The sequence below is a fragment of the Pseudomonadota bacterium genome (assembly GCA_010028905.1).
GTDB lineage: Bacteria > Vulcanimicrobiota > Xenobia > RGZZ01 > RGZZ01 > RGZZ01.
This window is the reverse complement of sequence record RGZZ01000138.1, coordinates 1-10,730: the sequence shown is the minus strand read 5'-3', so window position 1 is coordinate 10,730 and position 10,730 is coordinate 1. Positions and strand designations below refer to the sequence as shown.

12 protein-coding genes are annotated in these 10,730 nt (G+C 67.9%); 7 read left to right on the top strand and 5 right to left on the bottom strand.

Going from position 1 to position 10,730, the window contains the following annotated elements; translation table 11 throughout:
• Positions 1 to 111: 111 nt before the first annotated feature.
• The 3 genes from EB084_11415 (at position 112) to EB084_11405 (ending at position 2,199) form a co-directional block, all read left to right on the top strand.
• On the top strand, positions 112 to 669 hold the full coding sequence (locus EB084_11415) for a cytochrome oxidase subunit III (GenBank protein NDD28863.1): 558 nt from the start codon (positions 112 to 114) through the stop codon (positions 667 to 669).
• Complete coding sequence (locus EB084_11410; protein NDD28862.1) at positions 666 to 1,340, top strand: hypothetical protein; 675 nt, start codon at positions 666 to 668, stop codon at positions 1,338 to 1,340. The genes EB084_11415 and EB084_11410 overlap by 4 nt, the downstream gene beginning before the upstream one ends.
• A 64-nt stretch (positions 1,341 to 1,404) precedes the next feature.
• Complete coding sequence (locus EB084_11405; protein NDD28861.1) at positions 1,405 to 2,199, top strand: cytochrome c oxidase assembly protein; 795 nt, start codon at positions 1,405 to 1,407, stop codon at positions 2,197 to 2,199.
• Here the strand turns inward: EB084_11405 and EB084_11400 are convergent.
• From EB084_11400 to EB084_11390, 3 genes are all read right to left on the bottom strand, one after another.
• Positions 2,144 to 2,797, bottom strand: a complete 654-nt coding sequence (locus EB084_11400) for a hypothetical protein (protein ID NDD28860.1) — start codon at positions 2,795 to 2,797, stop codon at positions 2,144 to 2,146. The genes EB084_11405 and EB084_11400 overlap by 56 nt on opposite strands.
• Positions 2,798 to 2,906: 109 nt before the next feature.
• Positions 2,907 to 3,326, bottom strand: a complete 420-nt coding sequence (locus EB084_11395) for a DUF420 domain-containing protein (protein ID NDD28859.1) — start codon at positions 3,324 to 3,326, stop codon at positions 2,907 to 2,909.
• Positions 3,323 to 4,330: an SCO family protein gene (locus EB084_11390; GenBank protein NDD28858.1), complete on the bottom strand. Its 1,008-nt coding sequence runs from the start codon at positions 4,328 to 4,330 to the stop codon at positions 3,323 to 3,325. The genes EB084_11395 and EB084_11390 overlap by 4 nt, the downstream gene beginning before the upstream one ends.
• On the opposite strand from EB084_11390, the gene EB084_11385 reads away from it, so the two are divergent.
• From EB084_11385 to EB084_11370, 4 genes are all read left to right on the top strand, one after another.
• Complete coding sequence (locus EB084_11385) at positions 3,819 to 4,757, top strand: nucleotidyltransferase family protein (protein NDD28857.1); 939 nt, start codon at positions 3,819 to 3,821, stop codon at positions 4,755 to 4,757. The genes EB084_11390 and EB084_11385 overlap by 512 nt on opposite strands.
• Positions 4,758 to 4,925: 168 nt before the next feature.
• Positions 4,926 to 7,208, top strand: coding sequence for a xanthine dehydrogenase (locus EB084_11380; protein NDD28856.1), 2,283 nt, complete (start codon positions 4,926 to 4,928; stop codon positions 7,206 to 7,208).
• The gene (locus EB084_11375) at positions 7,198 to 7,719 is read left to right on the top strand and encodes a (2Fe-2S)-binding protein (GenBank protein NDD28855.1); all 522 of its coding nucleotides are present in this window, start codon (positions 7,198 to 7,200) and stop codon (positions 7,717 to 7,719) included. Before EB084_11380 ends, EB084_11375 begins: the two co-directional genes overlap by 11 nt.
• Positions 7,716 to 8,624 carry a xanthine dehydrogenase family protein subunit M gene (locus tag EB084_11370; GenBank protein ID NDD28854.1) on the top strand — a complete coding sequence of 303 codons (909 nt, stop codon included), beginning with the start codon at positions 7,716 to 7,718 and terminating at the stop codon, positions 8,622 to 8,624. Before EB084_11375 ends, EB084_11370 begins: the two co-directional genes overlap by 4 nt.
• Positions 8,625 to 8,708: 84 nt before the next feature.
• On the opposite strand, the gene EB084_11365 is transcribed toward EB084_11370, so the two are convergent.
• Positions 8,709 to 10,013 (bottom strand): arginyltransferase, encoded by a 1,305-nt coding sequence (locus EB084_11365; protein NDD28853.1) that lies wholly within the window; start codon positions 10,011 to 10,013, stop codon positions 8,709 to 8,711.
• On the bottom strand, positions 9,566 to 10,654 hold the full coding sequence (modC, locus tag EB084_11360; GenBank protein ID NDD28852.1) for a molybdenum ABC transporter ATP-binding protein: 1,089 nt from the start codon (positions 10,652 to 10,654) through the stop codon (positions 9,566 to 9,568). Before modC ends, EB084_11365 begins: the two co-directional genes overlap by 448 nt.
• Positions 10,655 to 10,730 lie beyond the last annotated feature (76 nt).

Sequence of the window (10,730 nt, the reverse complement as noted above, 5' to 3'; positions counted from 1 at the left end):
ATACGAAATCAATCCTGAGGTAGAATCATGAGCGAACTGGCAGCCAACGGCCACCACGAAGAGGTGGACCACGAGGTCGGATGCCTCGGAATTCCGCACCGCAAGATCATGATGTGGGCCTTTCTCGGGTCTGACTGCATGTTCTTCGGGGCTCTCATTCTCACGTATCTCGTGTACCACCACCGGCACACCGAGGGGCCCTTCCCGTACGAGACCTTCAACGTGGTGGTGACTTCGCTCAGCACCTTCGACCTGCTGGCCAGCTCGCTGTTCATGGTGCTCACCCTGGCTGCAATCCAGCGCAACGACATCAAGTGGTTCCGCATCTGGTGCGGCCTGACGGTGCTCTTGGGGCTCATCTTCCTGGGCTTCCAGGCCTACGAGTTCACCGAGTTCGTGCACGAGAAGGGGCTGACGCTCTCGAAGAACCTCTTCGGCAGCACCTTCTACCTGCTGACCGGCACGCACGGCACCCACGTGGCCATCGGCGTGCTGTGGCTTGCGTCGCTGCTCATCTACTCGTTCAACGGCAAGTTCGACGCCAAGCGCGCCCTGGACGTCGAGATCGCGGGATTGTACTGGCACTTCGTGGACATCGTGTGGATCGTCATCTTCACGGTGGTCTACCTGCTCGAGATCCTCCAGAACGCGGGGGTGCCGAAGGCATGAGCGCCGAGAACGCAGCATACGCCCACGAAGGACACGGTGAGGCCGCCCACGCCGATCACGCCACGGTGGGCACCTACATCAAGATCGCCGTCATCCTCACGGTGGTGACGGTCATCGAGCTCATCATTCCCTACGTCCACGCCATTCCGACGTGGCTCGGCATCACGGCGCTCGCGGTGCTCTCCATCGGCAAGTTCGCGCTCGTCGTGATGTTCTTCATGCACCTCTACTACGACAGCCGCTTCCTCACGTTCTTGTTCACCATCGGCCTGTTCATCGCGCTGGGGTCGATTCTGTCGGTGAAGTCGCTGATGCACATCCACGCGCTCGAGAAGCCGGAGCCCGTCGTGGTCGAGAAGGAGAAGCTCCAGCCCGCCGACGCCAAGCGCGGCAAGGTGGTCATCGAGGAGCTGGGTTGCGCGGCCTGCCATAACATCACCGAGATCCCGGCGGCCCGCGGCAACACCGGACCGGCACTCGACGGCATCGGCACGCGTGCGGCCACCCGTCGACCGAACTACACGGCTGAGGCCTACATCCGCGAGTCCATCGAGAAGCCGCTGGTGTACATCGTTCCCGGCTACACCGGCGCGATGCCCGCGGGAATCCGCGATCGCATGAGCGACCAGCAGTATGAAGATCTGGTGGCCTACCTGCTGACCCTGAAGTAGGCGAGGCGGACGGGGCTCGTCCCCGCGGCGCAGCACGCGCCGCGGGTGAGGATGTGGAACGCACGTGACCTGGGAATGGAACACCGAGATCGACCTCATCGGCGGCATCCTTGCCGTCGCGGTGCTGTATCGCATGGCGGTGCGCATGGGGTGGAAGCGGCTTGCGGCGGAGACCCCGTTTCCGACTCGCAGCGTTCTGCTCTTCGACGTGGCCCTCGTGCTGTTCTATCTCGCGGTGGGCTCGCCCCTCGACGAGGCGGGCGATCGCTTCCTGTTCAGTGCCCACATGCTGCAGCACTCGGTGCTCATCTTCGTGCTGCCCCCCATCATCCTCGCGTCGCTGCCGTCGTTCGTCTTCGAGCCGCTGGCCGGTAATCGCGCCACCCGCGCGGTGTTTGCGTTCCTCACGCACCCGGTGGTGGCCCTGGCCTCGTTCAACATTGTCTTCGCTGTCTGGCACATCCCCGTGCTCTACGAGTTTGCGTTGCGTGATCGACAGGTGCACGAGGCCGAGCATGTGATGTTCCTGCTGAGCGCCATCCAGATGTGGTGGCCCGTGCTGAGCCCGTCTCGCGACTTCCCCCGCCTCACCGCGGGCCCCCGCATGCTCTACCTGTTCTTCATGTCGGTGACGCAGATCCCGCTCTTCGGCTTTCTCGTTCTGACGGGGGAGGTCTACTATCCCACGTACGCGGCGGCGCCACGCATCGTCTCGCTGACCCCCATGGAGGATCAGGCGCTCGGCGGCATCTTCATGAAGCTCTTCGGCGAGATCTTGTTCATCTGCTATCTCGCGGCTGCATTCATGGAGTGGTATCGTCGCGAGAGCCGTCCGGGCGCTCCGCCGAAGGCGGCGTGACCCCTGTGGGCGCCGGCTTCCCGAGATAGGGCAGCAGCGTTCCATCGCGCTCTGCGCCGTCGATGAGCGCGAACGCGTGCGCCAGGCGCTGTTTGAGCCCCACCGCGCAGATGACGAGGAAGATCCACAGGGCGATGCCGATTGCGGTCTCCCCCGCGCCGCACCCGGCAAAGAACACGCCGGTCAGGAACACCACCATGCGGTCGGCACGATCCCCGATGCTGGGCCAGTCGTGGTTGTCGGTGATCACTACCAGCCCGACCCGCGCCTTCGAGAACCCCACCATCAGGCAGGCTCCCACGGCAAGGGCGGTGGCCGTGGGGTGCGCGGCGGCTGCCCCCACCAGCATGATGACCTCCACCGCCTTGTCGACCATGGTCTCGTAGTAGTTGCCCTGTGGAGAGCGCTGGCCCTTGAGCTCGGCCACGGTGCCGTCGATGAGGTCGATGAGCGCCGCAAGGAGCCCGAGCCAGAACGCCAACCAGTAGAGCTGCAGCCGGAGCGCGGCCGCGGCGGCGAGGGCCAGGGGGATGGCTGCCGCGGAGACGACATTCGCGCTCGACACGCGCGCCGCAATGGGCGCGGCCACGCGTCGCACCAGCGGCCGAAGGGGGGCCCTCAGGCCAGAGAGCACGGCACTCCGTGACGGGCGCGAGGCGCGGTCGCTGCGGGTCCGGTGATGCGCGCTCGAGCGGCGTGGGCGCACCTCATTGCGAGACGTGGTAGAGCATCACGTAGATGAGAACGCCGGTCACCGAGACGTACCACCAGATGGGCAGGGTGATGCGCGCGATGGCGCGGTGCCGATCGAGCTGGCCCTTCAGCGCCCGCGAGAGCGTGATGAGCGCGAGCACGGGCACAGCCGCCGCGAGAACGGTGTGCGACAGCAGCAGCGCCAGGTAGGCCATGCGAATGGCGTCCGGACCCACGAAGTGCTTTGAGCCGGCGTGCAGGTGGTAGATGGCGTACGTGGTGAGAAAGGCCACCGAGGTGATGAGGGCACTCACCATGCAGACGCGATGCGCGGTGACGCGTTTCTGGCGGATGAACCCGTAGCCCGCGGTGAGCAGACAGGCGCTGATTCCGTTCAGCGTGGCGTTGACCAGGGGGAGGTCGGCGTAGGTCACGGCTTGCCTCCGGCGTCTAGGGCGCGGGCGTCGAGCACGATGCGCTTGCGCGCCTCGGCATCGTCGTAGGGGTAGTAGCCGCGCACCTTGCCCTCGCCGTCGACGAGAACCAGTCGAGAGCTGTGCTGCTGCGGGTTCAGCTTTGCGGGGTCGCCCGAGGGGGCCAGCATCAGCGACTGCATGATGGTGCCCACCGTGGCGCGCTCGCCGGTGAGAAAGAGCCAGCTCGGGTCGACGGCGCCGCGGCTTGCGGCAAACGACTTGAGGCGCGCCGGGGTGTCGTTCTTCGGGTCGACGCTCATGCTCACGCACTTCACGGGGGAGCCGCTGCCCAGTGCCGCACGCACCTCGCGCATCTTGTCGGTCATGTCGAGGCAGAACTCGGTGCAGCTCGTGAAGATGAAGTCGATCACAAACGGGTGGCCGTGCAGGCTCTCGAGGGTGACGGTCTGCCCGTTCTGATCGGTGAGGGTGAACGGCGGGAGGGTTCCGATGACGGGCGGCAGGGCCGAGCTCTTCGACGGTTCTGTTGGGGGGGTGCGAGGGGTGCACCCATTGGTGAAGGCCAGCAATGCCAGGCCCAGAGAGATAATCAAGCGCTTCATGACAGCGCAGACTACTCCGCCGAGGGCGCCTCTCCTCCACGCCTTCGAAGTCGGCGTGGCGAAGGCGGCCCGCTCTGTCGAGCTGATCTCGACGCCGGCGCGGAGCATGTGCCCGACAAGCAGGGGAGGGCGTCGACCGACATCGGCGAAGGCCTTGTGCATGACCGCTCCAGCACTGGCCGGCATCGTTCTCGCGGCGGGGGCCTCCCGTCGCATGGGATACCCCAAGGCCTTGGTCGTGCACGAGGGGCGCACCTTCGTCGAGCGCGTGCTCGACGCGCTCACGCAGGGGGGCGTGGCGCGGGTCGTGGTGGTCTGCCGCGAGGTCGAGCGCGCGGCCGTCGTGGATCGCGTGCCCCACGCCTGGGTGGTGACGAACCCCGATCCGGAACGCGGCATGCAGTCATCGATTGCGGTGGGACTTGCGCATCTGCTCGCTGACACAGGTGGGGCGGCCCACGACGCCACTGCAGCCCCGCGCCTTCACGGCATCGCCCTCGCCCTGGTCGATCAGCCCACCTTGCAGGCACATACCGTGCGCCGCGTACGCGAGGTCTTCGCCGACGATGTGACCCGCATCGTGGTTCCGCGATCTCCCGAGGGCCGTCGCGGACACCCCGTGATCTTTCCCCTCGATCTCACAGGCCAGCTGCGCGAGCTGCACGCGCAGGGCGCGCGGGAGGTGCTGTGGCGCAATCCCCAGAGGGTGCGCGAGGTCGACATCGATGACGGGGGCGCCTTTCATGACGTGAACACGCCGGATGAGCTGGCCGCCCTGGCCCGCGATACGCCCCCCGTGCTTCGCATCGATGCGGGTCTCGCCTGACGTCTGGGGCAAGTCGTGGCGTCGTGTCTTGAAGGGAAAACGCGCCGCGCGTTCGTAACCCCCTTGTATTGCTGAAGCCCAGGGGGCGCGCGACCGTTCCGCATCGCTCGCCCGCGCCGCGCTTCGAGGGAGGGAGAGCGTCGCCGCATCGCTGGCGCGCGAACACGCATGACCGTCTCACCGCCCCGCCTCGTTCCCCATCACCCTGCCTTGCAGGTGGTGGGCCAGCCCGTGCCTCGACCGGACGCCCCAGACAAGGTGAAGGGCACCGCGCGCTACGTCGACGACCTCGCCTTCAACGGTCAGCTGCACGCCCGTGTGCTGCGCTCGCCCCACGCCCGCGCGCGCATCGCGCGCATCGAGACCGCCGAGGCCGAGAAGATGGCGGGCGTTCACGCGGTGCTCACCGCCAAGGACATCCCCGGGCAGAACCTCATTCCCATGATCAAGAGCGACTGGTTGCTGCTGGCCGATGGCGAGGTGTGCCATGCGGGCGAGCCCCTCGCCCTGGTGGCGGCCGAGACCCGCGCGCAGGCCGATGCCGCCCTGGCCGCGCTGCGGGTGGTGTACGAGCCGCTCGAGCCGGTGCTCACCATCGAAGACGCCTTCGATCGCGGAGACGTCCACACCCACTGGAAGGTGCTCCGGGGCGATGTCGACGCCGCATTCGCCGACCCCTCGCTCGTGGTCTTCGAGGCCACCTATCGTACCCCGTATCAAGAGCACGCCTATCTCGAGACCAATGGGGTGATTGCCACGCCAGACGGATGCGGCGGCATTGTGGTGTATGGGTCGCTGCAGTGCCCCTTCTACGTGCAGAAGGCCGTGGGGGCGGTGCTCGGGCTGCCCTTGAACCTCGTGCGCATCGTGCAGCTGGCCACCGGCGGCGGCTTTGGCGGAAAGGAAGACGCCCCCAGCTCGCCCGGAGCGCTGTGCGCCCTGCTGGCCTGGAAGACGGGCCGCCCCGTGAAGTACATCATGTCGCGCGAAGAGGACATGGTGGCCATGTCGAAGCGCCATCCCGGCAAGATCCGCTACAAGACGGCGGCGACGCGCGACGGCATCATCAAGGCCGTCGAGGTCGACTACTTCCTCAACGGCGGCGCCTACACCACGCTCTCGCCTGTGGTGCTGTGGCGCGGACTCATCCACGCCTGCGGCCCCTACCGCGTCGAGAACGCGCGGGTGAACGCCTGGGCGGTGCGCACCAATACGGTTCCCTGCGGAGCCTTTCGCGGTTTTGGTGAACCGCAGGTGGTGTTCGCCAGCGAGGCGCACGTCGACCACATGGCCGAGAAGCTGGGGCTCGACCCCCTCGCCATGCGCCGCGCCAACATGCTCGACTACGGCGACGTGACCGTGACGGGCCACCCGCTCGAGTCGAGCGTAGGCTTTCGCGAGGTGGTCGATCGGGTCACCGAGGCCGCCGAGTTCGAGCGCAAGCGACGCGAGTACGACGCGCAAGACCCCACGAGCCCCGTGCGGCGCGGCATCGGTCTCGCCGTCACCTACTACGGCGTGGGTCTGGGGGCCCTGGGCAAGCATCTCAATCCTGCGGGGGCCAACGTTGTGGTGGCCGCTGATGGCACCGTCACCCTGGCGGTGGGTACCACCGAGATCGGTCAGGGCATGCTCACCGTGCTCAGTCAGATCGCCGCTGAAGAGCTGGGCTGCGCGGTGACGGCCGTGCGCGTGGTCGAGCCTGACACCAGTCGCGTGCCGGACTCCGGCCCCACCGTGGCCAGCCGCACCACGCTCATGTCGGGCAACGCGGTGCGTGATGGCTGTCGCCAGATCAAGGCGCGCATGCACGAAGCCCTCGCGCAGGCCGGTCACGATGTGTCGCTGCTCTCGTTCACTGACGCGGTGCGCGAGGCCACGGGCCTGTGCGTGCAGCTGTCGGCCCAGGGCTGGTCGGTTCCCCCCAAGACCACGTTCGATACCGATACGGGTGAAGGCCACCCCTACGTCACCTACACCTGGTCGGCCAACACCGTCGAGGTCGAGGTCGACACCCGCACCGGCGAGGTGCGGCCCATCAAGGTGGTGAGCGGCCACGACGTGGGCAAGATGATCAATCCCCAGACGGGTGAAGGCCAGATCGAGGGCGGCGTGGTGCAGGGGCTGGGCTACGGCCTGGTCGAGGAGCACCTTCTGCGCGAGGGGCGCATCCTCAACCACCAGTTCTCGACCTACATCATCCCCACGCCCATGGACGCCCCCGAGATCGTGCCCATCATCGTCGAGCACGCCTACCCATGGGGGCCGTACGGCGCCAAGGGGCTCGGAGAGACCCCGCTCATCGGGGTGGCGCCGGCCGTGGTGAACGCCATCGCGCACGCGCTGCGCGGTGCGGTGAAGTCGCGCGACGCCCTCTATGCGGGGCTGCGCGAGATCCCCGCCACCCCCGAACGCGTCTGGGAAGCCTGGAGGACCGCCAATGCCGAGTGATACCCCCACCGACAAGACCTTTCGCCTGCAGTGCAGCGTGAACGGCAAGGCCACCGATGTGTGGGTCGACCCCACGCATCGCCTGCTCGACGTGCTGCGCGAAGACCTCCATCTCACCGGCACGAAGGAAGGGTGCGGCAAGGGCGAGTGCGGCGCTTGCACCATCTTCGTCGACGGCCATCCGGTCGACTCGTGCCTCATGCTGGCCATTCAGGCCGAGGGGGCCGATCTCGTGACCATCGAGGGGCTGGCCCGGGAGGGGCGTCTTGATTCGGTACAAGAGATGTTCATCGCCGAGGGCGGGGTGCAGTGCGGGTTCTGCATCCCTGGAATGGTGATGGCGGCACGGGCGCTGCTCGACGAGAACCCGAACCCCACCCTCGATGACGTGAAGTACGGCCTCGGGGGCAATCTCTGTCGCTGCACGGGCTACACCAAGATCTTCAATGCGGTGCTGCACGCCGCACGCATCGAGAGCGGCGCGGCGGCCGCGTCGGAGGCGAGCGCATGACCGCCCAGCTGAGCGAGCTCAAGCCTCCCGCCACCATCACCGTGGCGCGCCCGAAGTCACTCGAGGCGCTGCGCGCGCACGTGCAGATGACGCCTGCGCCGCACTACTTCCTGGCGGGGGGAACCGATCTGCTCGTGATGCACAAGGACGGGGTCATCCCCTCGTCGAGCTGGGTCGACATCACGGCCATCGCCGAACTGGGTGGCATCGAGGTGCGCGACGGTCGGGTGCGACTCGGCGCCCGCGTCACCCACGAAGAGATCGCGCGCTCACCCTTCTGCCGTCTGTACGCGCCGGCCCTGGTCGATGGCTGCGCCGTCATCGGCGGGCCGCAGATCCGCTGGCGGGGAACCATCGGGGGAAACCTCGCCAACGCTTCGCCCGCGGCGGATACAGTGCCAGCGCTGTACACCCTCGAGGCCGAGGTCGAGATCATGGGGCGCGACGGAGAGATGCGCTGCGTGGGCGTGGCCGATCTCGCCAGTGGCCCCCGACGCAGCACCCTGGCCGATGGAGAGCTGATCACGGCGGTGTGGTTTGCCGCCCAAGAGGGGGTTCGCGGCGGGTTCCTGCGTTTGGGCCAGCGCCAGTCGCAGGCCATCAGCAAGGTGTCGGTGGCGGTGACGGCGGTTCCCCGCGGCGAAGGCCCCGATGGTCAGGGTGGGTTCAAGACGGGGTTCTCAACCCTGCGCATCGCTTGCGGCGCGGTGGCCCCCACGGTGATTCGGGCGCCGCGCGCCGAGGCCGCGCTGCTCGAGGGCGGGCTCACCGCTGCGTCGGTGGCGCGAGCGGTTGCGCTGATTCGTGAAGAGGTGCGTCCCATCGACGATCTGCGCAGCACGCAGGCCTATCGGCGTGAGATGGCGGGGGTGCTTCTCGAGCGGGTGCTGTCGCGCATGATCTGACGCCGGGCGCGACGTTGCGGGCCGACAGCCTCGCTGCACGCGAGCGCCGGCTTGGGGCGCGCAGCGTTGGTGGGCGCGCGCGGGTCAGGGGCGGAGCAGGGCCTCGGCTTCGTCCTCGTCGCGCCAGCCGACCCCCGGAACGAGCAGCTGATGCGGACGGTAGAGCGACTTGTAGCGCATGGCTTTGCAGCCGGCGATGCGGAACCCCAGGTAGACCCAGCGGCGGCGGGTCTGACGGCAGAGATCGATCTCACGCAGCGCGCTGTAGGTGCCGAGGCTGCGTGACCCAAGATCCGGGTCGAAGTAGAAGTACACGCTCGAAAGGGCGTCGCGCGTGAGGTCGACCAGGCCCACGCCCACCAGTCTGCCGTCGATGCGGTAGCGCATCTCCCGCGTGTTGCCGATGTGATCGACGAAGAACCAGCCGTAGGCCTCGGCGGTGAGGTCGTCTTCCTTGGCCTTGGGGTAGCGGGCTGCTACGAAGCGCTGATAGAGGTCGCGCTTCTCGACGGTGTACGCGGGCATTCCGATCTCGACGGTGACGTCGCGGTTCTTCTTGAGGGCGCGTCGCTGGTCGCCTGTGGGCGCGAAGCGGGCCACGTCGACCCGCAGCGAGACGCACTCGGCGCACGTGGCGCACGTGGTGCGGTAGAAGAGACGACCGTTGCGACGAAACCCCGAGGCGAGCAGCCGGTCGAAGACGTCGAGATCATCGAGCCCCTCGGGCCAGGGGCTGTCTGGCCCGGGCGCCGATGCCGACGGCACGGCCTGGGCAAGGGTCGCCGATGGATCGTCGAAGGTGCTGGCCTGCAGCGGAAGGGTCTCGAGCGGCGCGGTTGCGATGTCGCCCTTCGAGGCCAGGTAGTCGGCGCTCCACTGCAGCCCGGGCAGGTAGGGGCAATCGCCGTTCTCGTGCGGGAAGGGCCCCGCCAGCTGAAAGGTCACGGCCGCCTCACGGAGTGTGATTTCACGATGAGGGTCACCCCCGTGCCTTCTGTGAGTGCCATGCGCCGCAATGCGGCAGGCGTGATGTGGCTCCACACGGCGTGCTGCCCCTCGATGGCGCAGCGCACGTAGTGGGCGTTGCCTCGGTCCACGATCTCGGTCACCGTCGCCGCAATCGCGTTCTGGGCGCTGAGCTGGCCGGTGGGGCCGATGGCGAGAATGACGTCGTCCGCGCGCAGCGCAACCCGCACCCGTGCCTCGTTCTGGTGTGGCACCAGCGGAACCCGCAGCACCTGATCGCCCCCCAGTGAGAGGCGCGTGACGCCGTCGTCCGGGTCGTGGCCGGCCACGTCGAGCTCGAGCACGGTCTCGAGCCCTTCGGCGTGTTGCTCGAGGGTGTCGGCTGAGGCAAGCGACGCAAGCACCGATGATGGCGGCGCGCATCCGGAGATGCGCCCGCCGGAGATCAGCGCCACCCGATCGGCCAGGCGGAGAACCTCTCCGATGTCGTGGGTGACATAGAGGCAGGCCACACCGACCTGCGCGCGCACCCGCTCGAAACAGGTCATGACGCGTTGGCGCAGGGTCACGTCGAGCGAAGACAGCGGTTCATCGAGCAGCAGCAGCCGCGGGGCCGAGAGCAGCGCTCTGCCAAGGGCGACGCGCTGGCGCTGACCGCCCGACAGCGACGAAGGATGACGGTCGAGCAGATCGCCCACCTCGAGCATGGCCGCGACCTCATCGAGCGTGAGGGGCGCGTCGGCCTGCGGCGCGCTCGGGCAGCCGAAGCGCAGGTTCTGGCGCACCGTCAGGTGGGGGAAGAGGTGCCCTTCCTGCGACACGTAGCCCACGCGACGATGGCGCGCGGGAAGGTTGACGCCGCGCTCGCTGTCATAGACCGGCACCCCGCCGATCACGACGCGCCCCTGGCGTGGGCGGCGCAGGCCCGCAACGCAGTCGAGCAGGGTGGTCTTGCCGCTGCCTGAGGGGCCGAACACGGCGGTCCAGCCGTCGTCGAAGTCGAGAGCGACATCGAGGGTGAAGGCGCCGGTCTCGGCGCGGAAGGTCAGGTCCGTCGCGCCCATACCACACCGTTCACCACGAGCAGCGAGACGAATGAGATGGCGGCGGCGGTGAGCACCAGCGCGCGCACCGCCCCGT

What these genes read in the sequence shown, in the direction of transcription:
- EB084_11390 (NDD28858.1), bottom strand. Translation starts at nt 4,330, where the DNA reads ATGCCGCGTTCCGGATCGGGGTTCGTCACCACCCAGGCGTGGGGCACG.
- EB084_11415 (NDD28863.1), top strand. Translation starts at nt 112, where the DNA reads ATGTGGGCCTTTCTCGGGTCTGACTGCATGTTCTTCGGGGCTCTCATT.
- EB084_11375 (NDD28855.1), top strand. Translation starts at nt 7,198, where the DNA reads ATGCCGAGTGATACCCCCACCGACAAGACCTTTCGCCTGCAGTGCAGC.
- EB084_11410 (NDD28862.1), top strand. Translation starts at nt 666, where the DNA reads ATGAGCGCCGAGAACGCAGCATACGCCCACGAAGGACACGGTGAGGCC.
- EB084_11365 (NDD28853.1), bottom strand. Translation starts at nt 10,013, where the DNA reads ATGCGCGCCGCCATCATCGGTGCTTGCGTCGCTTGCCTCAGCCGACAC.
- EB084_11380 (NDD28856.1), top strand. Translation starts at nt 4,926, where the DNA reads ATGACCGTCTCACCGCCCCGCCTCGTTCCCCATCACCCTGCCTTGCAG.
- modC (NDD28852.1), bottom strand. Translation starts at nt 10,654, where the DNA reads ATGGGCGCGACGGACCTGACCTTCCGCGCCGAGACCGGCGCCTTCACC.
- EB084_11370 (NDD28854.1), top strand. Translation starts at nt 7,716, where the DNA reads ATGACCGCCCAGCTGAGCGAGCTCAAGCCTCCCGCCACCATCACCGTG.
- EB084_11385 (NDD28857.1), top strand. Translation starts at nt 3,819, where the DNA reads ATGACGGGCGGCAGGGCCGAGCTCTTCGACGGTTCTGTTGGGGGGGTG.